This is a genomic window from Aliidiomarina sp., from assembly GCF_047920995.1.
GTDB lineage: Bacteria > Pseudomonadota > Gammaproteobacteria > Enterobacterales > Alteromonadaceae > Aliidiomarina.
Genome location: NZ_JBLRWZ010000005.1, coordinates 46,377 through 72,398 on the forward strand (window position 1 = coordinate 46,377; position 26,022 = coordinate 72,398).

The following is a 26,022-nucleotide window of genomic DNA, read 5'->3' on the forward strand; positions in this document are numbered from 1 at the left end:
GTTTCTTAATGCTGCTTGCGCCGTGCTTCCCTATGGCTGATATAGATACCACTGGCAATTACAATTGCGGCACCTACTAATACACCCGCACCAGGCCACTCACCCCACAGCCAATAGCCAAGCAACAAGGCCCAAATCATGGCTGTGTATTCAAACGAAGATAGCACCGAAGGCGGGGCCAATCGATAGGCCTCCGTTAGCAGATACTGGGCAATAGCGCCGGAAAACCCAAGGGCAAATAACCAAGGCATATCGCTTAAAGTAATGGGGCGCCAATCGAACAGCGCAAAGAACCCGCAGCCAATGGTGAGGCTTAATACAAAGAAAAACATGAGTGATTCCGAATGCTCAGTACGGTGCATAATGCGCACGAGAATCATTACTATGCTGTAGCCCAAAGTGGCCGCCAGGCCGGTGATTACCCCGTAGGATAGAAAGCCCATGGCATTTGGGTTCAGCATTACCAGTACGCCAATAAAACCAACCGCAACAGCACTGTAACGGTGAATGCCCACTTTTTCTTTTAACAGTGGCACTGATAGTAAGGTAATAATGAGCGGGGCCACAAAAAAGATGGCGTAGGCATTTGCCAGCGGCAGTTCTCGTAGGGTAATAACGGTTAAAATTAAGAACAAAATACTCACCGCACCGCGCAGCACATGGAGCTTCCAGCGATTCGGTTTAATGCGCTGTAAGCGATTATTCATTATTACCCACACCAGCACAAATGGCAGTGAAGTAGCCCCACGAAAGAATGCCACTTGCATCGAACTCATGTGCCCAGCGAGTTGCTTCATTGCCACATCCATTAAGGCAAAGCAAAATACTGCCAGTAGCATAAAAATAGTACCGCGGCTGATATGTTCAGATGCTGCATGCAGGTGTTGCTTAGGCATAGGTACTCGGAAGTAAAGGCTTTGTACCGATTATAAAGAGTGGGGCTGTGGAAGCAATTGCAGAAGGGCTAGCAAGGCAGATAAGTTTTACTAACGAGATGCAAAGTGGCTGCGCGAAAGAACTTGGCTTGCAGGCAACAAAAAAGCGCCCGTAGGCGCTTTTGTATGCTTTAAAGAGAAAATTAACCCAGTAAAGAAAGAACTGACTGTGGCACCTGGTTTGCTTGCGCAAGTACTGAAGTACCAGCCTGTTGCAAAATCTGTGCACGGGTCATGTTAGAAACTTCTACTGCGTAGTCTGCATCTTCGATACGTGAACGAGCAGCTGATAAGTTAGTAACAGTAGTTGCAATGTTGTCGATTGCAGATTCAAGACGGTTTTGCACCGCACCTAACTTAGAACGCGTTTCGTCAACTGCTGAGATTGCAGTATCAAGCGTTGCAAGATCGCCAGTTTCTAAATCGTAAGCAGCGATATCAAATGCAGCTGAAGCTAAATCAGCAGATGCGATGGTAATTGTTTGTCCATCGTTGGCGCCAACTTGTAAGGTGAAGTCTTCTGCTGGGTCAAACAACGAGATACCGTTGAATTCAGCTTGTTCAACAACACGCGTGATTTCAGCTAAACGCTCGTCTACTTCTGCTTGCAAAGAAGCGATATCAGTAGCAGAGTTTGTGCTGTTTTGTGCTTGCACGGCCAACTCACGAATACGTTGCAAGTTGTCGTTTACTTGGTTTAGGTTACCTTCAGCTGTTTGTGCTAAAGAGATACCGTCGTTCGCGTTCCGTTGTGCTTGGGTTAAGCCACGGATTTGCGCAGTCATTTTGTTGGCAATTGCTTGACCAGCAGCATCGTCTTTGGCGCTGTTAATACGCAGGCCTGAAGACAGACGCTCCATAGAAGTTTGCAGTGCAGACTGAGACTTCTGTAGGTTTTGCTGACCAATCAGCGAGGTCATGTTGGTATTAATTACTGACATAGTCTTTTTCCTTCTGTTTTCAAAAATGGCCGGCGTGCTGCCTGCCGTCAATCCTAGTTATCGGTGCTGGGGAAAAAAACTTTAGCGCAGTTTAAAAAAAACTTTCAAAAGCTAAGTTTTCTGCCGCGCAGCTATAGTTTTACTTGCGAATGCCGATAGAATTAACATAACGCGCACAACCATAAATTGCGCTGTATGGAAAAAGGAAGATAACGCGTGCAAGAAGAAGAGTATTCGCCGGTTTCGAGTGAGATGGAGGTTGCGGCCTTACTAGAAACAATGACCCAGCCTGGAGCGGCGCAGATTAAATTAAATGCTGCTGAGGCGAAGCCATTTCCGGTTGTGCTATTAAACTTGGCAGAAAATGAATATCTGGAGTTTGATTTAACGGCTATTCGTGAGCTGGCGCCGAAATTGCGCCGCGGGGTGGAGTTTTTACTGCTTGGGCAAAGCCACGCTGGAATGATTCGTTCAACACCGATGAAAATGAACGAATTTACGGATAAAGAAGGGCGTTTGCTTAGTAAATCACCATGGCCCACCGGCCTGGATTTACGGCAGCGTAGAGCAGCATTCCGAGCACATTTACGCATTGGTATGGATGTAGGTGTGCGCTTACGAGCAGAACAAGCGGTTAAAAAACGCAGCAAACCTGAAGCGGTAGATGTACAAGCAGAAGATGCGCAAGAAGAAACAGAAACCCATACGGTAGAGTTGATTGGCGATTTAAAAGATCTTTCTGCAACGGGTGCGTTGGTTGAATTTTCAGCTTTAGATGGTGCATCGAAAGTAATTAATAGCATGCAATCGCAATTAGATCTTTGTTTTCCAGATGGCACGCAATTCCCAATTGAAGGCGAAGTGCGCCATATAAAAACCGATCCTGATCGGCAGGTTCTTACTGTAGGTATCGAGTTTACTAATGTAAGCAAGGCTCAAGAAAAGCAATTATGGAGCTTTGTGCGGGAGATTGAGCGGGAAGCTTCCCGCAATGCTGGCGAGGGCAGTTCAAAAACACCTTCACCACTATTTGAAATGAAAGAAGAAAGTGCGGCTTTATTAGGTAGGCGGCAAGGTGAGAAATATGCCACACCAATTGCTAGGCGCATGGCGCGCATTGCTGGCTACTTGGATAGCCAAATGGTAGCTCTGCGGCAAGGCCAGCAGGTGAACTCCAGCCAGCTTTCTGCGCATGCTGATAAATTACTCGACATTATAAAAGACGACCGCGAAGGTTCTTTATTCGCCTTACGCTGTATGCACCGCGAATCACAATGGGTAACTCATGGCTTAAGTGTGGCGGTGCGTATGATTGATTTGGCGCATAGCCAAACGAAGCTGCCGCGTGATTTAGAGAAGGCAATGGTGGCTTCGGCTATGATTCATGATCTGGGCAAGGGCATGCTGCCAAGTTCGCTCTGGAAGGCGAGTACGTTAAGCCGTGATTCCTATATTCGCATGCAATCGCATGTAGCACTATTGCTGCATCAAATGGATGGTTGTAAATGGCTGGCGGCCGCGGTGAAAGAAGGGATAATAGAACGGATTAACGAACGCCTTGATGGCACCGGGTATCCGAACGGCTTAAAGGCGGCCGATCTCGGGCAGCTTTCACGGATGGGGGCGGTAATCGATGCGGTAGATGCGATGTGTAGGCCTCGAGCCGATCGGGCGGGGCAAACCGCAGAAACGGCATATCGCTATCTGTTGAACAATCTAACCCAGTTCGATTACGAATGGGTTGAGCGCTACATTCGCCATTTCGGCATGATTCCGGTGGGTTCGTTAGTGCGCTTCAGTAACGATAATCAATTGGCTTGGGTAACCGGTTTGGATGATCGGCGCAATATCCGCCAAGTAGTACTTACTGAGAATGAAGGCCCGCCGCAATTTGATATGCCCGCACCACTCGAAGGCTCAGCATTAGAAGCACTTGGCGAGTTGGTAGAAGTTCTAGAAACAGACTTCTAAAGTTTTTGCGAACGGCGCCGATAAATTGAATAAGCTGTATTTTGCATAGCTTTTTTAGCAATTACTTTGTGCAAAAGCTGACAATATAAATAGAGTGTTGTAGAAATAACTATACTGTTGATTGCACGTGCGTTAATGAAATTCCGTTTGTGAAATCGAAAAGTTAACAACACCCACATTAGTTAGAAGGTAACGCAATGGCTTCAATTTCAGCATTAGGTATCGGTTCAGGAATGGACCTTAATGGGCTTCTCGATCAGTTGGCAGCAGCTGAGCGTCAGAAGCTGCAGCCTATTACGCAGCAGAAGCAATTACAGCAGGCGAAGATCTCCGCTTACGGGCGGATTGAGAACGCACTATCAAGTTTTCAAGAAGCTGCCGCTAAACTGAATAAAGCGGCAACGTTTCAGGGGGTTGCCAGTACCGCTTCTGGTTCTGCAGTAACAGTAGCCGCAAGCCCTACAGCCCCTATTGGCACGTATACAGTAAATGTACTTGATCGCGCGGAAGCATACAGCGTAGCAACCACTGGTGTAGCCGATCAAAACGCTAATTTAGGTGGCGGTAATCTTTCCTTTACTTTGGGCAATGGCGATACGCTCGATGTTGCTATCGATCCGGAACAAAGCTCATTAGTGGATATTCGTAACGCCATTAACAATGCCAATGGTGGTGTGCAAGCTTCAATCGTAAACGATGGTAGCGGTACTCCGTATCGCTTGGTAATGAGCTCAACGGCAACGGGCACAGATGCCGGCATCACCAATATTGATTTTGGTGCGCTAGGTGGTGAGTTAACTCTTGATTTAGCCACCGAGCAAGAAGCTCAAAACGCCATGCTGAATGTGAATGGCATTAACATTACTAGTCAGAGCAACCGAGTTGAAGGCGCCATTCAAGGCGTTACCTTAGATTTACAAGAACAAGGCTCGAGCACGGTTTCTATAACCCGCGATGCAGAACTAACCGAAACGGCGATTAAAGAGTTTGTGGAGAAATACAACAATCTGCAAACCGTGATTGGCGATTTAACCCGATTTGGTGGTGAGGGCGGCACGAATGGTTCGTTATTAGGTGATTCAACCCTTCGTACCGTGCAATCGCGGATGCGCAGCATTATGGGTTCGGGTGTTGAAGACGGCAACATGCGCATGCTGCGTGATGTAGGAATCGATTTAGGCCTGGATGGCAAGCTTACTCTGAATGAAAGCAAGTTGGCGGAGCTCGCCGGCAGCAACATGACCGATTTAGCAACGTTTTTTGCTGGTACCAGTGCTGAGGGCGGCTTAAGCGGTAAAATTGATGTAAGTATTAAGCAATTATTACAAGATAATGGCCCAATAAAGAACACCACAAAAGGCCTGCAAGATAGCATGCGTAGGTTAGATGATCGTTTTATGCGCATGGAAGAGAGTATTGATAAAACCATTGATCGCTTCCGCACTCAGTTTGCACGCCTAGATTCAATGGTGGCCAATATGAACTCAACCAGTATGTATTTAACCCAGCAGTTCGATATTTTGAACGCGCAATTGGGCCGTAATTAATAAGTGAGCGGAGTTGGTTTGCTGGCTTGCACACGAACCTGAACCATACAGCCAAATGAATAAGCACAGATAGGAGAGCAGTTATGTATGCAATGCGAGGAGCAGCAGCCTATGGCCGCGTTAGTGTTGAGAGCAATGTGCTTTCGGCAAGCCCGCATCAGCTGATCTCGATGTTGTTCGATGGTGCACAAGCAGCCATAAAGGCCGCCAAATTGCACATGCAGAACGGCAACATGGCAGAAAAAGGCAAAGCGATATCGAAAGCGTTAGATATTGTGAATAGCGGTTTATTGGCAGCACTCGATAAAGATAAAGGTGGCGAGTTAGCCGAGCGTTTAGAAGGGCTATATGGCTATGTTGCGTCGTTGCTTTTAAAGGCTAATTTACACAATGATGAACAAAAACTAGATGAAGCTGCAACGCTTTTAGAAAATATAGGATCAGCATGGAAAGAAATTGGTCAGCAAGCCGCGGCAGCGAGGCAGGGAGCTTAAAGATGGGTGTGCGGGCGTATTTGAAACCAGTAATGGAGGGAACCGAAGTGGTTGCAGCCTATAAGCGGTTATTGAGTTTTTCTGCGGAAATGCTCACGCACGCTCGTGAAGACGATTGGACCAAGTTGATTGATAGCGAAGTTGCCTACGTTCGTGAAGTAGAGCGTTTGCAGCAACATGAGCTTGACGCCATGTTAACAGAGCATCAGCAACAACAGAAATTGCAACTGCTTGCAACGCTTTTACAACAAGATCAAGAGATTCGCGAGCGGCTTACGCAGCGGCGCAGCGAGCTTGAAAAAATGCTTTCTGCAGCATCTAAAAAACGTAAAGTAGACAACGCTTACTTATCATAACGCTTGCTTATTGTACGATGTTATGAGCACAGCGGGCTAACAAGGCACACACTCAGTACTGATAATGTGAGGAGGTAGAATATGAGCGGTATTACCCCTCTGCTCGATACGCTCCTGCACCAAGTGTTGGGCCCCAAAGGCGATTTAACAGCGCAAAAAAACCTCAATCAACCAGTGCGTGCAGTAGACCCAGGTGAAGGGCCGCGTGCACTACAAAGCGATTCTCGGCTTGATGCAAGAGCCAACTCGCAAGCTCATGCCACTCAGCCGCAATTGCGCACTGGTGGCAAATTAGCGCAAGCGAGCTATCAGCAACTACAACCATTACCCCCAGCAAATACTTCTACTTATACGGCACTTTCCAATGCTGGCCGAGCGATTGCCGATGTGCTTATGCAATATCCAGCGCCGGGCTCGGCGATTCGGCCCGGCCAACCGTTGCTACTTCCCGGTGAGGCAATTACCCCTTCCTTGTTGAATGAGCGGCTTGAGCAAAGCATTCGCAATAGCGGCGTGTTTTATGAAACCACCCTCAGTAAATGGTTTCGTGGCGAAGCACCACTGCATCGTTTGCAGCAGCAACCACAAATGCAATTTCATGCGAGCCAAGCGGATAACGCTGCGCGCGGCGGCGAACGTGGAATAGGCGCACCAGTGCCGGAGCCTTTGCAGCCCATTGTGCGGCAACAGCTGGAAATGTTGAGTACGCCGGTGCTGCGTTGGGAAGGCGATATCTGGCAAGGCATTTTTATGGCGCTTTTTTTGCAACCCATGATGGCCGATCCGCGCGCCGGACAGCAAAGTGAGCAAACCCAAGCGAAATCGGCGAAGAGCTGGCGCTCGGAACTAGAACTTTCCGTACAGGGGCTTGGTGATTTATCTGTGGGTGTGCATTTACACGAGAAACAGCTGCATTTGTTGTTCGTGGCCGATGAGAGCGTGATCCACAAGCTCGCCGGCAAAGAGAGTATTTTGCGTGAGCGGCTTAGCAAGCTAGGTTTAACGGAAGTGAACGTAGAAACTCGCAATCGTGAGGAGCCAAACGATGAGTAAGCAAGATTGGCACAAGCGGCGAGGTGCTGTTGCCTTAGGTTATGGAACTGGGGGAACACAACCAGAAATTTTAGCGCAAGGTTATGGTGAATTTGCTGAACGAATTATTGCTGAAGCAAAAAAACATGACATTTATGTGCATGATGCACCAGAACTCGTTGGCCTCTTAATGCATTTAAACCCAGATGATTATTTACCTGATTCGTTACGCGAAGTGTTGGTTGAACTATTGATATGGTTGCAAGAAGTGGCGCATTCAGACGAAAACTAGAACAGAACGCCTGCAAGCTGTTATTATCGCGGCTCTGTAGATTTCGTTAGCTCAAAAAACAAACAGGCGAAAAGACTAAAGGTTCAGTAACTTAAGTGATTGCCTACGATCTTTACGTTTTTCAGGGGTTTCCACCTACATACACATCGGATACGATGCTTTATAAAGTTAGCGTAAAGATGATGGAAATAGTTGCTGCGTCATGTCTTGACGAACAAACTGAATCGCGTTATCAATAACAAATGGTTAACAACAATAATAATAAGTAGCACGTTAATCCTGCGATGATTGCAAAAAACATATCACGCTTCACCATTTCTCTTAACGAGAAACACGGGAGATCGGCATTTTGGAAACCACAAAAACTTTGGAAGAGTTCCAAGAACTCAACCTTGCGTATTTACTACTCATACAGAAAATGCTTACTGAAGATCGAGATGCGGCAATGTTTCGGTTGAAACTAGGCTCTGAAATGGCTGATTTATTGTCATCGATGTCTGTTCGTGAAATCACTTGGTTGGCTACTCAAGGTCAATTTGTGCTTCGCCCGTGTGCAGATAATGCTGAACAGCTGCAACATGTTTTGCGTAGTAAGCGTGAAACAGGGCTTACGCAAACTCACTTAGCAATGTTAATGGCATCTACGCGCTAGCCAGTTTAAGTATGCGCATTAAGCATGCCTAGCCGCTATTTTTGCAGGTAAGCTTGCGTAGGGTAAAAAAGCCGTGTCAGAAAAAAAACTATTAGATGAAATGAACCAAGTACAGCTGGCCATCGAGCTAATTGAGCTCGGGGCGCGCTTGCAGGTTTTAGAATCTGAAGTGGAATTGAACCGTGGTAGGTTGGTTCGGCTGTATAAAGAAGTAAAAGGCGAATCGCCCCCGAAAGGTTTACTCCCTTTCTCAACCGATTGGTTTATGACATGGTTACCCAATATCCACTCGTCCCTATTCTACTCAATTTATATGAATTTAGCTGAGCACCCCGAGCTGGATCGCATGGCTGCGTTTACCAAAGCATATCGCCTATATAACGAGCATGTTGAATCTACCGGTGGCGAGCAAGTGTTAGGTTTAACCCGTGCTTGGACATTACTAAGGTTTTTTGAAAGCAATATGTTTCAACTTTCTACGTGTAACCAATGCCAATTGCAGTTTGTTAATCATGCCCACACCCCAGATACAGATTATGTGTGTGGTATCTGCCAACCTCCTTCTCGTGCAGGAAAACCCGGTAAAGCCAAGCTAAAAAACCCGCGCAAGTAGGCAAAGTACCCTCGAATAATGGTGAATAAGCACTTAAGTTTTCTGGCGCGCCGCCGATAAACTGAGAACAATCATAATTGCTGCTGGAATTAGGTGAGTATTAGCATTGTAGTAATGCCTGTTAACAGCAAAAGAAGTAGATAATTGAGGGGTAGCCTGTGCTCATCGCGTTGGGGTTTTTAGTTGTTATTTTTTCCGTATTCGGCGGTTTTGCTCTCGCCGGCGGTCAACTTGGGCCGATTTGGCAGCCACTAGAAATTTTAATGATTGGTGGTGCCGGTGTTGGTGCATTTATTGCGGCGAATAACGGTAAAGCCATTAAAGCTACGTTTAACATAACCAAGAAATTAAAAGCCACCACCAAGTACAACAAAGCGGTGTACATGGATTTAATGGCGCTGCTTTACAAGCTACTTAATAAAATGCGCCGTGATGGTATGTTAGCCGTTGAGCGTGATATTGAAGAACCACAAGAAAGTGCGTTGTTTCAAGAGCATCCTGCCGTATTAAGTGATGATATGTTGCGTAACTTCATTACCGATTATTTGCGTTTAATGATTAGCGGCAACATGAACCCTCATGAGCTCGATGAGCTTATGCTGCACGAAATTGAATCCTTTGAAATAGAAGCCCATGTGCCCGCAGATGCGATCGCTAAAGTAGGTGATGCGATGCCAGCATTTGGTATCGTTGCCGCCGTATTAGGTGTAGTAAAAGCACTAACTTATGCAGATGCCTCGGCAGATGTGATGGGTGAAATGATTGCTCATGCGTTAATCGGAACCTTTCTTGGTATCTTATTGGGTTATGGTTTTATTAGCCCACTGGCAACACGAATTGAGCGGCAAATTGCCGAGGGCTTAAAATCACTTCAGTGTGTGCGGGTTACTTTGCTTGCGAGCATGAACGGTTATGCGCCGCAGCTTGCAGTTGAGTTCGGCCGTAAAGCTCTGGATTTAGTTGAACGCCCATCATTTATTGAGCTAGAAGAATATGTTCGCGGTACTAAGCCAACGGAGTCGTAGGTATGGCTGAAGATCATCGTCCGATAATAATTCGCCGAAAAAAAGTAGTTCATGCCCATCATGGTGGGGCATGGAAAATTGCGCTGGCCGATTTTATGACAGCGTTGATGGCGTTATTTTTGGTAATGTGGATTCTTTCCATGGCTGATGATGAGCAGCGAGCAGCAGTAGCTGAGTATTTCCAAACCCCTTTATCTGTGGCGATTATGGGTGGGCCTAGAGATGGTTCGCCAAGCCGAGTTATTCCCGGCGGTGGCCCAGATCGTGCCCACCAAGACGGCGAGCAAATGCGCATCGATTATCGCATGCAAACGCGGCCGGCCGATGTGCGTAGGCATTTCCAAAATATCCAACGGCAAATTGAACGCGCTATTCAAGCAGATCCAGCTTTGCGGCAGTTACAAGCACAAATGCGCTTAGATTTAACCCGCGAAGGCTTGCGCATTCAAATGATGGATACCGATCAACGGCCAATGTTTGAGATTGGCTCTCCTACTGTAGCCCCTTATATGGGCCGTTTGCTAAGAACTATTGCGCCGATTCTGAACTCTGTAGATAACGAGCTCACCATCAGTGGGCATACCGATAGTATTCCTTATTCTGGTGGCTACGTGGGTTACAGTAACTGGGAGCTTTCATCGGATCGTGCGAATGCTTCGCGGCGGGAGCTAGTTGCTGGTGGACTAGACCCAGATAAACTCATTTCTATTTCCGGTATGGCCGATCGTATCCCACTTGAGGGTGCCGATCCTCGAGATCCTATGAACCGCCGTATCACTCTGGTATTGCATACCGAGCAATCTGCTGATTTTATTCGCCGACAGGGCTTATTACCGGGCGATGCAGAGGAGTTTGAGCGGCTACTGCAAGAAGAGCTAAACGAAGAATTAGGCGAGGGTGGTTTGCAAATAGACCAAGAGCCAACCTCACTATTTTTATAATCTTTCCTTAATTATTTATTAATCCTTGAGAAAAGCGCCTCTAAACAGGCGCTTTTTTGCCATTCAACGATGCTTGCTTTGCGGCAAAATAAGCGCTAATTCCTGAAAATTGCCGAAACTCTGAGTGAATCATGGCTGAGCAAAGCACAAGCGACGAAGCTGATAAAACAGAACCCGCCACGCCCAGGCGCTTACAGAAAGCGCGTGAGGAAGGGCAGGTTGCGCGATCACGCGAGCTCACCACCTTTGTTTTGTTGTTTGGTGGCATTATCGGCTTATGGGGAATGAGCTCAGCGTTGTTCGAGCAAGTGGGCTCGGTGATGGAGCAATCGTTTTTGTTTGAGCGCCAACATGCGTTTGATGTTGCTCCAATGCTTTCCAAAGTGGCGAACTTAGCGCTAAAGAGCTTGTTTGCGCTAATGCCACTGTTCATGTTGATGGTAGTGCTCGCATTGGTGGCGCCTGCTTTATTAGGTGGCTGGGTGATTTCAGGAAAAGGCATGAAGCCGCAGCTTTCCAAGCTAAACCCAGTGAAAGGCCTGAAGCGTATTTTTTCTAGCCAAGCTTTGGCGGAATTGGGCAAGGCGGTTGCTAAAACACTGTTGGTGGGCGGGGTGTTAATTACATTTTTGTATTCGCGCCACAGTGAATATATGGCACTGATGGGCCAGCCGGTGCAAAAAGCATTGACCAACGCATTAAAACTGGCTGCCGAAGCAGGCCTTTTAATGGTGCTTACGCTAATTGTAGTGGTGTTAATTGATGTGCCTTACCAATTATATGCGCATGCAAAAAAGCTAAAAATGACCAAAGAAGAAGTGAAGCGTGAGCACAAAGAAACGGACGGCGACCCGCACGTAAAAGCGCGTATCCGTTCTCAGCAGCAAGCCATATCGCGAGGCCGCATGATGAGCAAGGTGCCTGAGGCCGATGTGATTATCACTAACCCTACGCATTTCGCGGTAGCATTAAAATATGATGAAGTTAAAATGGGCGCCCCGCGCGTGGTAGCGAAAGGTTCAGATGCCGTTGCTGCGAAAATACGTGAACTTGGCGAGGAACATCGAATTCCGCGGTTAGAAGCGCCAATGCTCGCACGGGCCCTATATTACAACGTAGATATCGATCGTGAAGTACCTACCGCATTGTACACCGCTGTGGCTGAAGTATTAGCTTGGGCATTCCGTTTAAAACAGGTTCGCAAAGAGGGTGGCGATACGCCGCCGAAACCGATGCATTTAACAGTACCAAAACAAATGGCAGAGCGAAAAATACATCCGCGCTATCAGCAAGATGATGATGCGCCCGAGGGGAACAAAGAATGAAGGGGCTGATGCCTGCACTTAATCAGTTCGGTAAGTTATCTTCCGGCAGCTTACCCGTATTGGTAGGCCCAATTCTGATCTTGATGATTTTGGCGATGATGGTATTGCCATTACCGCCGTTCGTTCTCGATTTACTGTTTACCTTTAATATCGCGCTAGCCTTGATGGTGCTTTTGGTAAGTATGTTTGCCGAAAAACCTCTCGATTTTGCGGCCTTCCCTGCGGTACTGCTGTTTACCACGCTGTTACGCTTATCCTTAAACGTTGCCTCTACGCGCGTGGTGTTAATGGATGGCCACACCGGCGGTGATGCAGCCGGTAAAGTAATTGAATCCTTTGGCCAATTCTTGGTTGGCGGTAACTTTGCCGTAGGTTTAGTGGTGTTTTTAATCTTGGTAATTATTAACTTTATGGTAATTACCAAAGGTGCCGGCCGTATTGCGGAAGTTGGCGCACGTTTTATGCTTGATGCGATGCCCGGTAAGCAAATGGCTATCGATGCAGATTTAAATGCGGGTTTGGTGGGCGAAGAAGAAGCGCGTAAACGCCGACAAGAAGTAGCTCAAGAAGCCGATTTCTATGGCTCGATGGATGGTGCTAGTAAATTTGTGCGCGGCGATGCGGTAGCCGGTTTGATTATCATGGTGGTGAACATCATTGGTGGTTTAATGATTGGTACCATGCAGCATAATTTAAGCTTCGGTGATGCCGCGCAAACCTACATTTTGCTTGCTATTGGTGATGGCTTGGTAGCGCAAATTCCAGCATTGGTAATTTCTACCGCAGCTGGTGTAACCGTATCACGGGTAAACACCGATCAGGATGTTGGTCAGCAAATGGTGAGCCAACTGTTCGTAAATCCGAAGGTAATGATATTGGCAGCGATTGTAATCGGTATGCTCGGGTTGGTGCCAGGTATGCCTAACTTCGTGTTCTTATTATTTACTACCGCGCTAGCCTTTATTGCGTGGCGGATTATGCAAGGCCAGAAAAAGCGAGCTGCGGAGGAACCGGTTACCGATGCGCCTGTGGCACAATTCGAATCGCCCGAAGCCACTTGGAAGGATGTACAGTTAGTGGATACCCTTGGCATGGAAGTAGGCCACCGTTTGATTTCATTAGTAGATGAGCGTCAACAAGGTGAACTGCTGGGGCGTATTAAAAGTGTGCGGAAAAAGTTTGCTCAAGATGTTGGTTTTTTACCGCCGGTAGTACACATTCGCGATAACCTAGAGCTAGCGCCGAATCGCTATGTGATCACCTTAAAAGGTGGTGAAGTAGGTGCTGCGGAAATTCATCCGGATAAGTGGTTAGCGATTAACCCGGGGCAAATTACCGGCACGGTAGAAGGCATTACAACTACAGATCCAGCCTTTGGTTTAGAAGCAGTTTGGATTGATGCTAGCGAGCGTGAACATGCGCAAATTTATGGCTATACGGTGGTAGATGCAAGCACGGTGGTGGCAACGCACTTGAATCATTTATTACAGCGATTCTCAGGAGAGCTGCTCGGCCGCGGTGAAGTTCAGCAACTCGTAGATAAGCTAGCGGAAGAGAACCAAGGTTTAGTGGAAGATGTGGTGCCCAAATGTGTATCACTTACTGTGCTGCAGCGTATTTTGCAGAATTTGCTTGATGAAGAAGTGCCCATTCGCGATATGCGCACTATTTTTGACACCCTCGCCGAGTTTGAAGGGCAGCAACCGGAAGCGCATGAGCTTACTGCACAAGTGCGTTTGGCATTGGGCAGAGCCATAACTCAGAAGTGGTTTGGCGGCGCCCGAGAGCTGCGAGTGATGGGCCTCGATGTACGTTTAGAACAAGTACTAATGCAGGCTATGAATAGTGGTGGTGCGCTGGAACCAGGCTTAGCCGCTACCTTACAAGAGCAGGCACGCACAGCATTAGAACGGCAAGAAGCGATGGGCGAAGCACCGGTATTGGTAGTACAGCATGGTTTACGACCGTTACTTGCGCACTTTTTGCGCCGCCAGTTGCGCTATCTTGTGGTAATGTCGCAAGCCGAAGTGCCAGATGATCGAACATTAAAAATAACCGCATTACTTGGAGAGAATAAATGAGTGTACGGCGCTTTTTAGGTGCCAATAATCGTGATGCGATGCGCCAAGTTCGCGAGAGCTTAGGCGCTGATGCCATGATTTTGTCTTCTCGCCAGCTTCCCGAAGGCTATGAAATTCTGGCGATGGCTGAAGAAGCGCTTGAAGAAAAAGTAGCGCAAGCGGATAACACCCAGCTAAATGATTTTTCGGCGTTAGCGCAACGTTTGTTGGGTGAAGTACAAGAAATGCGCAGCATGCTGAACCAGCAGCAAGCAGCGCAAGTGCCGCAAGAGAAACCACAACATGCGGTGCGCGAGCTGGTGAATATTTTGCAAGCAGCAGGCTTTAGCGGTGAGCTTATTCGCGAAATCGTGGCGCAGTTTTCTGCGTTACCCAGCGCAGAAGCAAACAAGGTTGTGGATATCTCGCAGTGGTTAGCGGAACAATTACAACAGCGTTTGTTGCTACCCGCTATGCCAGCGGAACTGTTCGCTGATGGTGTAGTGGCGTTAGTTGGCCCAACGGGCGTAGGTAAAACAACCACTACCGCCAAGTTAGCGGCACATTATGTAATGCAGTTTGGTGCTGAAGCGTTATTGCTGGTAACCACCGATGGTTATCGGGTAGGCGCGCGCGAGCAATTAAAAATATATGCCGGCCTTCTGAATGTAGATATGTACGCTCTGGAAGATGGCGAAGGGCTCGCGCAACTAGAGCAACGGATGCAGGGTAAGAAGTTGGTGCTGATAGATACGGTGGGCATGAGCCAACGAGATCAGCGGCTTACCCAGCGCATTTCTGAGCTACAAACCCGAGCTGCAAATACGGCGAAAACTCGCTTGGTATTGTTATTAAATAGTGCAAGCCAGCGAGAAACCCTCGCTGAGGTGGTGCAGTTATTTCAACAATACGCCGAGCAGGCCAATAACCATATTCATGATTGTATTCTTACTAAAGTAGATGAATCGGTGCGCTTAGGCGGCGCGCTCGATGTATTGGTTCGCGAGGGTTTAACCCTTCATTTCATATCCAACGGCCAACGAGTACCCGAAGATCTCGAATTGCCCGATGCGGCGGTTTTGATAGAGAAGGCACTGGATGGTGTGGCGGCCGAGTATGCCGAGTTTAGCCAATGGTTGGCTTCGGTAACGGTTGATGAAGCACCTTCGCAGCGCGCAAATACCGGTAAATTGCAGGCGCAAGGCAAAACGCTGGCAAGTTTGTACGCGCAATTACAACAACAGGTTGCTGCTTTCTCGCAGCTGCATGAGCTACGTGAAATTGCCGAGCTGCCGAATATTGAGCAGGCGGAAGCGCTTGTTGAGTGGCAGCAGCATGGCACATCGGTGTTGGCTAAGGCAGCAGCTAGAACAGCGCATTGGCCGCGCAGCAAACCAGTTGCTGGCTGTAGTTGGTACTTACCAGCGGCGTGCTCGGTAGCAGCGGGTGAGATGCTGCCTTGTACTTATTTACCGCAGAATTTTGCGGATCAGCATAGCTCACTCACGGCCCAGATATGCAATGAACTTGCGGCTGAGCAACATGTGTTTGCGGCATTACCTGAGCGTGAGCTCTTAGCCGAATTGGCCCATAACAATGTACCTTGGATTGCGGTAATCAACCGTAATCATCGTGTAGTTCGGCCAGATGGAGCGCGGGTAGCGGCACTTGCTTTGCGCGCAACAATGCACAACCATACAAAACTACCATTACAGTATCGTGGTGAAGCTGCGCAGCTCATTCTTAGCCAGGAAAAGATAACGCTGCCTGGTGAATCAGCGCATTATACGTTGTGGTATGGTGAGTTAAACAGTATTGAGCGCAATAGCAATCTGGCGCGGCGCTTCTGGCTTACGCCGGATTACATGAGCTTAGCCGAAGGTGAGCAACTGATATTAGAGCAACTTGCTGGTGATGAGTTGGCACGTTTAAGCCGCCAAGCTTATCGATTATTAGAGCAAGCGGGTTATAGCGCATTACCGCAAAATACCTTAGTGGCTTTGGCGAGTAGCATGGCGGCATTGGCCATTTACCTTGAGCACACCAAAAAAGCGCCGCTATTGAGTGCGCGGCAGCGCTTACTGAGTATTCCGGGGAAGCGCGGCAAAGCCAATGCGCGGAAAATTTTAAGTGGGATCATGCATTTGTTTGAGGCAAGTGCGGCAATGCAAATTATGTCGGCAGCAGGAGTTCGAAGTGAGTAGTGATCAAGCTGCAGGTTTACGAGATTGGGCGAAGCAACAACAGCATACGCCAACGCCGGAGCAAACTTTGGTAGTTGTGGGCTTGCCTTCGCAATGTGATGGCAGCACAGATGCAGTGCGTGCACAATTGCATCATTTAGCAGAGCGTGGCAAGCAGTGGGTTGGTGATGCTGAGCAATGGCAGCTTATTGCCGCAGATATTGCCAGTAGTAATTATGCCAATTTGCTAGCAACCTATCCGCGTTGGGCATTGTGGGTGGAGCCAGATAGTAACGGCTTTCAGCGAGCTTATTACGCGCTGCGAAAGCTGCATGTGAATGATGGCCCGAAGCGCTTGTTGCTATTACACCCACCGGTTGTATCTACGCGAGGATTAATTAACAATGTGCGAGAGAGTGCGCGACAATTCTTCAATATTGAGTTGATTAGCGTACGGGTTTCTTCGGTAAGCGATAAGGAGTAGAAGTAGCCAATTATGTACACAGCTGAAGGCAAATTGAATCGAGAATCGGTTTTGCAGCAATATTACCCTGCGGTTCGGCGGCAAGCCTTATCTTTGCAGGTGCGCTTGCCTGCTGGTGTAGATACCGATGATTTAATTCAAGCTGGGCTGGAAGGTTTGTTAGATGCCTTTAGCCGTTTTGATGCGAACGCCGGGGCGGCATTTTCTACTTTTGCGCATCAACGTATTCGCGGCGCCATGATTGATGAGTTGCGCTCCCGTGATTGGTTGCCGCGCAGCGTGCGCCGCAATGCTCGTGAAGTAGAAGCCTGTGTGCGTAAGTTAGGCCATGAACTTGGCCGCTCACCTGAAGAGCGTGAGATTGCGGCGGCGCTGAATATGCCGCTCGAGGAATATCATAAGCTACTGCTCGATACGAATAACGGCTTGGTGCTCTCATATGATGAAGTGGTGCTCGAGAAAAACGAGCACAATGAGCCGAGCGCGATTGAAAATGAATACAGCTCACCTGCCGAAGCGCTATTTAATGGTGAGCGCAGAGAGTTAGTGGCGCAGGCGATTTCAAGGCTACCCGAGAAAGAGAAACTGGTAATGGCATTGTATTACCAAGAAGAATTAAACCTGAAGGAAATAGGGGCTGTGCTAGACGTTACCGAATCGCGGGTTTCTCAGCTACATAGCCAAGCCATTAAGCGTATTCGCGCCCATGTGTTAGATGATATTACGTAAAAACCTCCGGAACCTAAGTTCGGGAGGTTTTTTCGTATTCAGGCCAACTTATTTGCGCTTGAAACTAACGTTGCGGTAGTAAGGCGTTGGATAAATACCTACCTGTAACATTGCTGGGCGCAATGTGAATGTTACCTCTAAGCTGGCTGGCTTGCCATCGCGAGCACGAGTGAAGTGCACAAACTTTTCACGCTGTGCACGATTTCGCCACGCTGCGCGATAGGTATCATGATGCCAATGCTCAAGATCTAGAATAGATACACCGTCATCCCAGAAATGCAGCGATAAACCGCCATTCTCGTTCTTAAATACCTGAACTTCACCATACTGTTGATCATGGTAGCTACCTAACAGCTGCTCGGCAGGCATGCTGGGTGTGGTGTTGAGCTCGCGTTCAGCTTCAATTTCCAGGCGCTCGGCTAGCACGCGTTCGTATTGGGCGTTGTAGCGTTCGAAGTACTCGCCATTCCAATCTTGGCTTGGTAATTCAGCCATACGATCTACAATGTCGTTTACTAGCGCATGCATATAGGTGCTAAAAGTGTTGGTAATTACCACGATGCCCAAATCTAACTCTGGCACCAACACCAATGATGTATTAAAGCCATCGGTGGCACCGCCATGTTGGCTGCGCTGAAAACCTTGGTATTCATCTAGCGCCCAACCAAAGCCGTAAGCCCGCACAGCTTCGGTACGATCGTTTCTACCGGTAGCAATTTGCGGGCGGTGCATTTCTGCCATTACCTGTTCACTCAGTATGCGCGTGCCGTTGTAAACCCCAGGTTCACCTAGCTGTAAACGCATCCATTGCGCCATATCATGCACGCTGGTATTTACAGAAGCAGAAGGGCCTACGTTATCAAAGTTGCGCCGAGCGATTTTTACTAATTCGCCATCAATAAACTGATGAGGCCATGCGATATTGCTATCGCCATCCGCGAACTGGGTAATTGAGGTATTGGAGCGTTGCATATTCAACGGTTGGAATAACCGCTGTGCCATAAATGCATCCCAGCTTTGCCCGGTTATTGCAGCAATAATTTCACCAGCAGTAGAGTACATCACGTTGCTATACACATACCGCGAGCGAAAGGGTGCCTCAAACTCATGATAGCGCATTTGCTCTATTACTTGCTGGCGTGAAGCGGTAGGCATGAACTGCAAGCGGTTACCGGTCATGCGGCCAACACCAACTCGGTGCGTAAGTAGATCGCGAACGCGCACTTCTGCAGTTACCCACGGATCGCTGAGTGCAAACCAAGGTAAATGATCAATAACCCGATCATCCCAATCCAGTTTGCCTTCATCTACCAACATGGCCAGTGAGGCTGCGGTCATGGCTTTCGAGGTAGAGGCTACACCAAATAAAGTATCAGGGTTTACATTAGCATTCTCGCCCTGCTGCAATACCCCGTAGCCCGACATATGGATGATTTCATCCTTGTACACCACAGCTACGCCAACGCCTGGGATATCCCATTGAGCGCGGGTGGCTTCGATATGCTGATGAAGCCCAGCGAGCCGTTCATCAGCTTCGATTACAGCGTTGTTCGATGCGGTAGCGCTAGCAAATGCGATTTGGGTGCTAAGTGCTAACAACATACCAAGGCTGCCGATAGTGCGGCGCATGGTTGTTTTTCTAGCCTGTGTAGTTAAGTACTGCATGGATTCCCCGTTTACTTGTTCTGCTTTGCGTATTACTGGTAATTTCGCGGTTGCCGTTCAGTGCTTAAGACTAATTGATTTGCCGGTAAATGGGAAATGAGCGGGTGCCAATGGCGGGCATTTTCTAGCGGGCCTCGCCAGTAGGGACAATGCTTAGAATTCAGGTTATTCTAACGGGGTTGTAGAGCCGCCATTTATGAAGCGTAATATTCAAGTTATTCGTGGTATGGCTACGCTTAATATTTATTTCAAATAATGCAGAGATACTCATGCTTAGTTACCAACACGGCTATCACGCTGGCAACCCAGCCGATGTGCAAAAACACCTTACGTTAATTGCTATCTTGCAACGAATGCAGGCTAAAGAGAGTGCAATTCATTATTTTGACACCCATGCGGGTAAAGGGCATTACGATTTAGCTGATGCGCAAGCACAAAAGAAGGGTGAGTTTCGCGCTGGTGTTGCGAAAGCGATTGCGGTGCGCGATGCTCTTGAAAAGAATAGCTTTTGGGCCGATTTTTTCGCGGGCCTCGATAACGCTAATGCCGAAGCAACCCAGCAAGGTGAGTTGCATGATGTAGCGAAGTTACGTTACTACCCAGGATCACCCGGTTGGGTGGCGCAGTTTCGCCGCAGCCAAGATCGACATACTGTGTTTGAGCTACACCCGGCCGAACATGCTGCACTGCAAGATCGCGCTACAGCGAGCAAGCAACGGCACACGGGGCGCGTTGTGCATGGCGATGGTTTGGCTGGAGTAATACAGCAGTTACCACCGAAAACGCCACGATTATTGGTACTGATAGACCCGGCATATGAGAATAAAACTGAATATTTAGATGTGGCAGCCACGGCGGCCATGATCATGCAACGTTGCCGACATGCTGTAGTGCTTATTTGGTATCCGCTGCTGCCAGCAGGGCGGCATGCGTTGTTACTCGAACAAATTCAACAGCAGATTCAACAACCGATTTTGCAGAGTGAATTTTGTTATCAGGAAAGCGCCGGCGAGCGCGGTATGTATGGGGCGGGTATGTTAGTGGTGAACCCGCCATGGCAATTAGAGCAGCAGTTAACTGAAGCGATGCAGCCATTTTTGGCGCAATACGGTGAGGTAGCAACCTACCAACATACTTGGCTAGTGGCCGAGTAGCTGCACGGGTTGGGCGAGCAATTACTGGTAAACCGATTGTACTAGCATGGTATGCCAGTAGTAGGCAGGCAAAATAATAAGTAGAGAAATGGTGAGCAGATGAATAACGGTAAAGGTTTAAGCTCGATGCTGCGAACAGCGGCCGTAATGATAGCTTTGGCTACAAGTTTAGGAATGCTTTCAGCATGCAGCCCTGCAGTTAATGAGGAGCCAGCGCGAATTGAACTGCGCTTGATGGAAACTACGGATTTGCATGCCTACATGTTGGGCTTTGATTATTTTCGCCAGCAGCCTACCGAAGCGCATGGTTTAGTGCACACTGCGGCACTTATTCACGCGGCGCGCGCGGAAAACCCCAACCATTATTTAGTAGATAATGGTGATTTAATTCAAGGCAGCGCTTTAGGCGATTGGGTTGCGGAGCAAGGCGTGGGGTATGTTAACGAGCACAACCATCCGATTATGCGCGCCTTAAACTACCTACAGTATGATGTAGGCAACATGGGCAACCACGAATTTAACTATGGTCTTGAATTTATTGAGGCTACCGCCGCTGGCGCTAACTTTCCTTATATTAGTGCGAATGTATTGCATGCAGAAAGCGAAGATACGTGGGGTAAGGTGAGTGAAGGTTGGGATAACCCAATGTTTCCGCCCTACGTAATTTTCGATAAACCATTAATTGATCAATATGGCAACGCGCACTCAGTTAAGGTTGGTTTTATTGGCTTTTTGCCGCCGCAAATTGTGCGTTGGGATTTACAGTATTTACAAGGCAAAGTGCGGGTGCGCGATATTGTAGCCGCTGCGGAGCACTTTGTGCCGCAAATGCGCGCTGAAGGCGCTGAAGTTGTTGTTGCAATACCTCATTCTGGGTTACGCAATTATGCTTCTTATCCAGAGTTTGCTGAGCAAGCGAGCTATCAGTTGGCAGCAGTGCCTGGTATCGATGCCATTTTATTTGGCCATCAACACCAACTATTTCCTGGCTCGCCTGCCTACGATGATTTACCTAGCGTAGATAATGAACGTGGTTATGTGCGCGGCATTCCCGCTGTTTCGCCCGGTTATTGGGGAAACCACTTGGGCATTATTGATCTTACCTTGGAACAAACCAGAACCGGATGGGGCGTAGTGGCCAGTGCTGTTTCTGTACCGGCGATAGATGAGCGCAAGGATGAACAACTTGCAGCCGTACTGATGGCCGAACATGAGCACACCTTGGCAATGCTGAATCAACCCTTAGGGGCTGTAAGCGAGCGTATTTCTAGCCTATTCGCGCGGATTCAACCCAGCACTGCGGTGCAGCTTATTAATGATGCGCAAACATGGTATGCAAAAGCAGCACAAGAGAATGGTGATTTGCCAGCTGATTTACCGATTTTAAGTGCAGCAGCGCCATTTCGGAATGGTTCACAACATGCAGATGATTACACCGTAATTGCAGCAGGTGAATTTACCTTGGGTAACCTAGTTGATTTATATGTATTTCCCAATACCCTGCAAGTTGTTGAGCTCACTGGCGCACAAATTATAGAGTGGTTGGAGATGTCGGCGTTGGCCTATCGGCAAATTGAAGCCAATCAACCATTGGCGCAACCATTATTTGCCCGCTTCCCGAGTTACAATTTCGATACCTTAAGTGGCCTCGAGTTTGCCTTTGCTGTGAGCGAACCACCGCGGTACAACAGCAATGGCGAATTAATCAACGCCGCAGCGCGGCGGGTGGTAAATGTGCGCTACCAAGGCGAGCTACTCGATCTTGCACAACGCTTTCTGGTGGTTACCAACAATTATCGAGCAGGCGGTGGTGGTAGTTTTCCTGGATTAGATGGTAGTACTTTAGTGTACGCATCTGGGGAAGAGGTGCGCAAAGTAATTGCGGATTATGCACGCTACAACACGGCGCAGAACGAAGGCGAATTAGCATTAGATTTACAACATAACTGGCAGATTCTTTTGCCTGCAGGAGCAACGGTAGAGTTTCGTGGCAATGATAGCGCAGCGGGAAAAGCTGAAGCGTTATTGGTGGAAGGGTTACACCGCATAGATCAGGATTCTGATGGCTATGCGGTGTATCACTTAAAAGCGAGTGAAGCTCATTAATGTACTGAGCTAAAGAAGGTAGTACAAGAAGGTACTATAAGAACCTACTCGCGCTTACTTACGCAGTACTTGCTTACTCACCAAGAGTAATTTCAAGCGTGCTATTCACATCGATGGTGATGTTTTCACCGTAGAAGAACGTTAAATCAGTTTCTTCTTCTGGATCATCATCGGTGTCACAGGTAACAGCAGCAAAATAATCACCCGCGTGCAAATAGCCTAAGCTAAATGGATAGCTACCCGCGCCATCAAACTTCACACTTACGCTCGCATACGGCCCATTTTCGTCGTCACTGTTATCAGTAAGGCTATCCAGCTCTAAATCATGGCCGCTGTAGAAATACACTGCAGCAACGGGATCATCAGCATTCTCCGGTGGCACATTACAGCCGTTTTCAAGTAATAATGTTTCACTAACAAAACCTTCAACATGGCCGATTTCAGCGTTATCAACTAAACGTAATCCCCGAGGTTTCAATTGATAATGCGGTAATCCCGGCGGCGCCACTAAGGCTTTGCGCAAATCAAATTCTAAGGTGTAAATAAAGGCTTGATTAGCGGCAAGGGTAACACCATCTAAGCGAAGCTGATTTGAAGGTACCCGTAATGGCCGCGTATCGCCGTTGATATCTTCCACATAGCTACCATTCGGCGCTATATCGAGACGCAGTTGGCCATAACTGCCGGCTGGCACCGGAGCACTTTCGATCAGCGCTTCTGCTTCTGCGCCCTGCAGCGTAAGTAAATCAACGCCGCGAGTGTTCGGAATTGGGTTGCCTGTATCATCCAAGCATAAATCGTTTGCGGCCACGGCATTCTCACTTTCGCCAATAACAAAGCGCTGTGGCTGATCGCCATTACCAACGAGTTCAACCGATTCGAAGCAAACCATTACTACATTTGCCTGCTCAACAGGAGCGTCACTCACGGCAAGAGAGAACTGTGCGGTATCATCACTTGATGAATTACAGGCACTTAACAAGCCAAGAGAAATGGCTGATAGAGCGATTGTTTGATGAATACGTTTCATATAGATATACCTCGCGATGTTAAACAAATTACGAACAAGGCGTGTTGAATTGAAGCGTTACATTCAGCCTTTCGCAAACTAGAACATTTATCATAGCAGTACAACGCTCATGATGAGCAAGAGAAAGCCGCATGTTTACAGTTTATTTTCAGAATACTCGGCAAATACGCAATTTTTTTTAATATTTTCATTTATTAATCATTATTTGCCAATGTTAGGGGAACTATTTTGGGAAACGTTGATATTCTAGGGTTAAATGTTATACTCTAGCGTGATCTGCATTGAAAAATGTTGATCACTAATTGTGTGGCCAGCGCTTGGCTTAAACGTATTTAAATTTTTGGTAAACCTGTTAACTAATTTCGGCAGTTGCGCCAGAATGAGGGTTGATACCCCCCAAGCCTCCCGGGTAAGTGGAGAAGCTCAAGGAAAGAAGGACCCCCTTATGAAAAAGATTTTTGCAATAGCATTACCTGCAGCGTTAGTTAGCTTACTAATCGCCAGCCCACAAGTAATGGCCGATGAGAACTACGCTGGAACCGAAGATATCTCGTTTGGTTTGCGTTTACACGTAAGCAAATTTGATAGCGATCGTTTCTATGTAGATAGCGATGGCATTGGCTACTCAATCGATGACAGCTACAACTCACCGAACTTAGGTTTGGAGTTTTCTGTACCCCTAACTAATCATTGGGCGATTCGTACTTACTGGGATCGCGTAAAAACCGACGTAACTGGCACCAGTGATAGCGCATCTGGCCATATGTTTGGTACCGATGCATTATATTACTTTAACCATAATTTCTATCTTGGTGGTGGTTTGAACCAAACACGTGTTCAACAGCATAAAGATATGATGTTCCGTGGTACTGTAGGTTACCGTCATACGTTTAATGATGATTTCTTCTTGCGTGCAGAGTTTGCTCCGCAGTTTAACTCTGATTACACCGACATTTCGTTCTTAGTAAGCATTAACTACGCTTACGGCACGGGTGGCCCTTTACTAGATGCATGGCGTAGCGAAAGCCGTGGTACTGAAGGTGTAGTAGAAGAAGCTCCAGATTCAACAGTAGATAGCGATGGTGATGGCGTTCCAGATTACCGTGATGCATGTCCAAATACTCCACGTGGCCATGTTGTAGATGAGCGCGGTTGTACTGTTTACACTACTGAGCAAGTATCAGAAGATTTACGTGTAGGTTTTGCATTCGATTCAGCTCGTGTAACTAGCGATTACAACGGTGATATCCGTCGTTTAGCTGATTTCATGAAAGAGCATTCAGACACTGAAGTTGTAATCAACGGCCACACCGATTTAATCGGTACTGCTGAATATAACCAAGGCTTATCTGAGCGCCGTGCACGTGCAGTAGCTGATATCTTAGTAAACGACCACGGTATTTCACGCAGCCGTATTACTACAGTTGGCCACGGCATGAGCCGTCCAGTTGTTAACGAAATCAGCCTCGACGCTAATGCTCAAAACCGTCGTACTGAAGCGAACCTTTCTGTAGAAATTCGCGTACCGCAAACGCGTTAATTTCTAACAAGAATTTCGCTGAAAAAGCACCCGAAAGGGTGCTTTTTTTGTGGCTGATATTTAACAAAGGAACTGCTAAGCTAAGTTATCGCCCTGATTTCTGCAGCAACTACTGATAGTTGTACTAGGGATTTTAGCAAGGATTTTAACGATGAAAAAAATATTACACATCGCCTATTTGGTGATTATTTCTGTATTGCTGATTCTGTTGTGGCAGCAGCAATCAGCCCCCGAGCCTAGCATCAGTGCTGCACCATACCAATCTTCTGTTACTGAGCACCGTAATGCTGATGTAGCAGAGCGAAACACTCCGCGTGATTACTCGATTGCTATTGATGAAGCGAACTTGGAAGCAATGATTGCTGAACTACAGGCTGAAAATCATGCACTGCGTATGCAGTTAGAGGATCGCGAGGGCGAGTTAGCCGAGTTGCGGGCAGAAGAAGATCACGCCTCTGCCGTGGTAGCTAGCATCGAGAATAACGGCCAATCATCGGGTAGCGCAGCACTGCAAAGAGCAATGCAAAGTGCCATGGACGGGCATTTAAGCGGTGATGAAATGAATGTGCGTCGGGCAGAAGAGCCAGTAGACCCAGATTGGGCGTATCCAGTGGAGCAAGGCTTACAGGATTTCTTTATTAGCCAAGAAGAGTTTCGTGATTTTACCTTGGCAAGTGTTGAATGCCGAAGCAGTTACTGCGAGCTGAAGGTAACTTCTAACCAACCAGGTAAAAGTTTTGATTCCAGCGCTTTGCATCGTTATATGCGCGAACAAGAATGGTATGAAAATGGCATGATGATGGCGTTTGAGAACCCAAGCACTGGCGAAACCACGGTAATTTTGGAAGCACGCCGCCCCCGGGAGTAGTGCAGCCGCCTAAGTAGGTATTCAATTAGCATGGTCGCTAAACTATGTGCAATATAGTAAGTTGTGTAGGCAACTTCTG

The 26,022-nt window shown here is 47.7% G+C and carries 23 protein-coding genes; 19 read left to right on the forward strand and 4 right to left on the reverse strand.

The window, feature by feature from the left end; genetic code table 11:
- Window positions 1–5: 5 nt before the first annotated feature.
- Both ACNA7P_RS02500 and ACNA7P_RS02505 read right to left on the reverse strand, forming a co-directional pair.
- Window positions 6–896: a DMT family transporter gene (locus ACNA7P_RS02500; RefSeq protein WP_416257027.1), complete on the reverse strand. Its 891-nt coding sequence runs from the start codon at window positions 894–896 to the stop codon at window positions 6–8.
- 182 nt (window positions 897–1,078) lie between these two features.
- A complete protein-coding gene (locus ACNA7P_RS02505; protein ID WP_416257028.1) occupies window positions 1,079–1,876 on the reverse strand; it encodes a flagellin in 798 nt (265 codons plus the stop codon).
- 216 nt (window positions 1,877–2,092) lie between these two features.
- Between ACNA7P_RS02505 and ACNA7P_RS02510 the strand changes: the two genes are divergently transcribed.
- The 15 genes from ACNA7P_RS02510 (at window position 2,093) to ACNA7P_RS02580 (ending at window position 17,580) form a co-directional block, all read left to right on the forward strand.
- Window positions 2,093–3,847: an HD domain-containing phosphohydrolase gene (locus ACNA7P_RS02510; protein ID WP_416257029.1), complete on the forward strand. Its 1,755-nt coding sequence runs from the start codon at window positions 2,093–2,095 to the stop codon at window positions 3,845–3,847.
- A gap of 197 nt (window positions 3,848–4,044) precedes the next feature.
- Window positions 4,045–5,394 (forward strand): flagellar filament capping protein FliD, encoded by a 1,350-nt coding sequence (gene fliD / locus ACNA7P_RS02515; RefSeq protein WP_416257030.1) that lies wholly within the window; start codon window positions 4,045–4,047, stop codon window positions 5,392–5,394.
- Between the two features lie 83 nt (window positions 5,395–5,477).
- The gene (gene fliS, locus ACNA7P_RS02520; protein WP_416257031.1) at window positions 5,478–5,888 is read left to right on the forward strand and encodes a flagellar export chaperone FliS; all 411 of its coding nucleotides are present in this window, start codon (window positions 5,478–5,480) and stop codon (window positions 5,886–5,888) included.
- Between the two features lie 2 nt (window positions 5,889–5,890).
- Complete coding sequence (gene fliT, locus ACNA7P_RS02525; protein WP_416257032.1) at window positions 5,891–6,244, forward strand: flagellar protein FliT; 354 nt, start codon at window positions 5,891–5,893, stop codon at window positions 6,242–6,244.
- A gap of 81 nt (window positions 6,245–6,325) precedes the next feature.
- Window positions 6,326–7,297, forward strand: a complete 972-nt coding sequence (locus ACNA7P_RS02530; protein ID WP_416257033.1) for a flagellar hook-length control protein FliK — start codon at window positions 6,326–6,328, stop codon at window positions 7,295–7,297.
- A complete protein-coding gene (locus ACNA7P_RS02535) occupies window positions 7,290–7,568 on the forward strand; it encodes an EscU/YscU/HrcU family type III secretion system export apparatus switch protein (RefSeq protein WP_416257034.1) in 279 nt (92 codons plus the stop codon). The genes ACNA7P_RS02530 and ACNA7P_RS02535 overlap by 8 nt, the downstream gene beginning before the upstream one ends.
- Window positions 7,569–7,917: 349 nt before the next feature.
- Complete coding sequence (locus ACNA7P_RS02540) at window positions 7,918–8,220, forward strand: flagellar transcriptional regulator FlhD (RefSeq protein WP_416257035.1); 303 nt, start codon at window positions 7,918–7,920, stop codon at window positions 8,218–8,220.
- 73 nt (window positions 8,221–8,293) lie between these two features.
- On the forward strand, window positions 8,294–8,833 hold the full coding sequence (flhC, locus tag ACNA7P_RS02545; RefSeq protein ID WP_416257036.1) for a flagellar transcriptional regulator FlhC: 540 nt from the start codon (window positions 8,294–8,296) through the stop codon (window positions 8,831–8,833).
- 158 nt (window positions 8,834–8,991) lie between these two features.
- Window positions 8,992–9,858 carry a flagellar motor stator protein MotA gene (motA, locus tag ACNA7P_RS02550; protein WP_416257037.1) on the forward strand — a complete coding sequence of 289 codons (867 nt, stop codon included), beginning with the start codon at window positions 8,992–8,994 and terminating at the stop codon, window positions 9,856–9,858.
- Window positions 9,859–9,860: 2 nt separating this feature from the next.
- The gene (gene motB, locus ACNA7P_RS02555; protein ID WP_416257038.1) at window positions 9,861–10,799 is read left to right on the forward strand and encodes a flagellar motor protein MotB; all 939 of its coding nucleotides are present in this window, start codon (window positions 9,861–9,863) and stop codon (window positions 10,797–10,799) included.
- A gap of 131 nt (window positions 10,800–10,930) precedes the next feature.
- On the forward strand, window positions 10,931–12,124 hold the full coding sequence (gene flhB, locus ACNA7P_RS02560; protein ID WP_416257039.1) for a flagellar biosynthesis protein FlhB: 1,194 nt from the start codon (window positions 10,931–10,933) through the stop codon (window positions 12,122–12,124).
- The gene (gene flhA / locus ACNA7P_RS02565) at window positions 12,121–14,205 is read left to right on the forward strand and encodes a flagellar biosynthesis protein FlhA (protein WP_416257040.1); all 2,085 of its coding nucleotides are present in this window, start codon (window positions 12,121–12,123) and stop codon (window positions 14,203–14,205) included. Before flhB ends, flhA begins: the two co-directional genes overlap by 4 nt.
- A complete protein-coding gene (flhF, locus tag ACNA7P_RS02570) occupies window positions 14,202–16,388 on the forward strand; it encodes a flagellar biosynthesis protein FlhF (RefSeq protein ID WP_416257041.1) in 2,187 nt (728 codons plus the stop codon). The genes flhA and flhF overlap by 4 nt, the downstream gene beginning before the upstream one ends.
- On the forward strand, window positions 16,381–16,851 hold the full coding sequence (locus tag ACNA7P_RS02575) for a hypothetical protein (protein WP_416257042.1): 471 nt from the start codon (window positions 16,381–16,383) through the stop codon (window positions 16,849–16,851). Before flhF ends, ACNA7P_RS02575 begins: the two co-directional genes overlap by 8 nt.
- Before the next feature lie 12 nt (window positions 16,852–16,863).
- On the forward strand, window positions 16,864–17,580 hold the full coding sequence (locus ACNA7P_RS02580; RefSeq protein WP_416257043.1) for an RNA polymerase sigma factor FliA: 717 nt from the start codon (window positions 16,864–16,866) through the stop codon (window positions 17,578–17,580).
- A 48-nt stretch (window positions 17,581–17,628) separates the two neighbouring features.
- Here the strand turns inward: ACNA7P_RS02580 and ACNA7P_RS02585 are convergent, their stop codons facing one another.
- Window positions 17,629–19,245, reverse strand: a complete 1,617-nt coding sequence (locus tag ACNA7P_RS02585; protein ID WP_416257044.1) for a serine hydrolase — start codon at window positions 19,243–19,245, stop codon at window positions 17,629–17,631.
- 269 nt (window positions 19,246–19,514) lie between these two features.
- Here ACNA7P_RS02585 and ACNA7P_RS02590 point away from each other — a divergent pair, with 269 nt between their 5' ends.
- On the forward strand, window positions 19,515–20,399 hold the full coding sequence (locus ACNA7P_RS02590) for a 23S rRNA (adenine(2030)-N(6))-methyltransferase RlmJ (RefSeq protein ID WP_416257045.1): 885 nt from the start codon (window positions 19,515–19,517) through the stop codon (window positions 20,397–20,399).
- Between the two features lie 99 nt (window positions 20,400–20,498).
- Window positions 20,499–22,505: a bifunctional 2',3'-cyclic-nucleotide 2'-phosphodiesterase/3'-nucleotidase gene (locus ACNA7P_RS02595; protein WP_416257046.1), complete on the forward strand. Its 2,007-nt coding sequence runs from the start codon at window positions 20,499–20,501 to the stop codon at window positions 22,503–22,505.
- Window positions 22,506–22,578: 73 nt separating this feature from the next.
- Here ACNA7P_RS02595 and ACNA7P_RS02600 read toward each other — a convergent pair whose 3' ends face one another.
- Window positions 22,579–23,535, reverse strand: a complete 957-nt coding sequence (locus ACNA7P_RS02600; RefSeq protein ID WP_416257047.1) for a DUF4382 domain-containing protein — start codon at window positions 23,533–23,535, stop codon at window positions 22,579–22,581.
- A gap of 445 nt (window positions 23,536–23,980) precedes the next feature.
- Here ACNA7P_RS02600 and ACNA7P_RS02605 point away from each other — a divergent pair, with 445 nt between their 5' ends.
- Both ACNA7P_RS02605 and ACNA7P_RS02610 read left to right on the forward strand, forming a co-directional pair.
- Window positions 23,981–25,075 (forward strand): OmpA family protein, encoded by a 1,095-nt coding sequence (locus ACNA7P_RS02605; RefSeq protein ID WP_416257048.1) that lies wholly within the window; start codon window positions 23,981–23,983, stop codon window positions 25,073–25,075.
- A gap of 151 nt (window positions 25,076–25,226) precedes the next feature.
- Window positions 25,227–25,943 (forward strand): hypothetical protein, encoded by a 717-nt coding sequence (locus tag ACNA7P_RS02610; protein ID WP_416257049.1) that lies wholly within the window; start codon window positions 25,227–25,229, stop codon window positions 25,941–25,943.
- Window positions 25,944–26,022 lie beyond the last annotated feature (79 nt).

Excerpts from the sequence above, each read along its gene's own strand:
- fliT (WP_416257032.1), top strand. The coding sequence starts at position 5,891 with ATGGGTGTGCGGGCGTATTTGAAACCAGTAATGGAGGGAACCGAAGTG.
- ACNA7P_RS02530 (WP_416257033.1), top strand. The coding sequence starts at position 6,326 with ATGAGCGGTATTACCCCTCTGCTCGATACGCTCCTGCACCAAGTGTTG.
- ACNA7P_RS02595 (WP_416257046.1), top strand. The coding sequence starts at position 20,499 with ATGAATAACGGTAAAGGTTTAAGCTCGATGCTGCGAACAGCGGCCGTA.
- ACNA7P_RS02605 (WP_416257048.1), top strand. The coding sequence starts at position 23,981 with ATGAAAAAGATTTTTGCAATAGCATTACCTGCAGCGTTAGTTAGCTTA.
- flhF (WP_416257041.1), top strand. The coding sequence starts at position 14,202 with ATGAGTGTACGGCGCTTTTTAGGTGCCAATAATCGTGATGCGATGCGC.
- flhA (WP_416257040.1), top strand. The coding sequence starts at position 12,121 with ATGAAGGGGCTGATGCCTGCACTTAATCAGTTCGGTAAGTTATCTTCC.
- flhB (WP_416257039.1), top strand. The coding sequence starts at position 10,931 with ATGGCTGAGCAAAGCACAAGCGACGAAGCTGATAAAACAGAACCCGCC.
- ACNA7P_RS02535 (WP_416257034.1), top strand. The coding sequence starts at position 7,290 with ATGAGTAAGCAAGATTGGCACAAGCGGCGAGGTGCTGTTGCCTTAGGT.
- ACNA7P_RS02500 (WP_416257027.1), bottom strand. The coding sequence starts at position 896 with ATGCCTAAGCAACACCTGCATGCAGCATCTGAACATATCAGCCGCGGT.
- motB (WP_416257038.1), top strand. The coding sequence starts at position 9,861 with ATGGCTGAAGATCATCGTCCGATAATAATTCGCCGAAAAAAAGTAGTT.
- fliS (WP_416257031.1), top strand. The coding sequence starts at position 5,478 with ATGTATGCAATGCGAGGAGCAGCAGCCTATGGCCGCGTTAGTGTTGAG.
- ACNA7P_RS02590 (WP_416257045.1), top strand. The coding sequence starts at position 19,515 with ATGCTTAGTTACCAACACGGCTATCACGCTGGCAACCCAGCCGATGTG.
- ACNA7P_RS02580 (WP_416257043.1), top strand. The coding sequence starts at position 16,864 with ATGTACACAGCTGAAGGCAAATTGAATCGAGAATCGGTTTTGCAGCAA.
- ACNA7P_RS02600 (WP_416257047.1), bottom strand. The coding sequence starts at position 23,535 with ATGAAACGTATTCATCAAACAATCGCTCTATCAGCCATTTCTCTTGGC.
- fliD (WP_416257030.1), top strand. The coding sequence starts at position 4,045 with ATGGCTTCAATTTCAGCATTAGGTATCGGTTCAGGAATGGACCTTAAT.
- ACNA7P_RS02585 (WP_416257044.1), bottom strand. The coding sequence starts at position 19,245 with ATGCAGTACTTAACTACACAGGCTAGAAAAACAACCATGCGCCGCACT.
- ACNA7P_RS02505 (WP_416257028.1), bottom strand. The coding sequence starts at position 1,876 with ATGTCAGTAATTAATACCAACATGACCTCGCTGATTGGTCAGCAAAAC.
- ACNA7P_RS02610 (WP_416257049.1), top strand. The coding sequence starts at position 25,227 with ATGAAAAAAATATTACACATCGCCTATTTGGTGATTATTTCTGTATTG.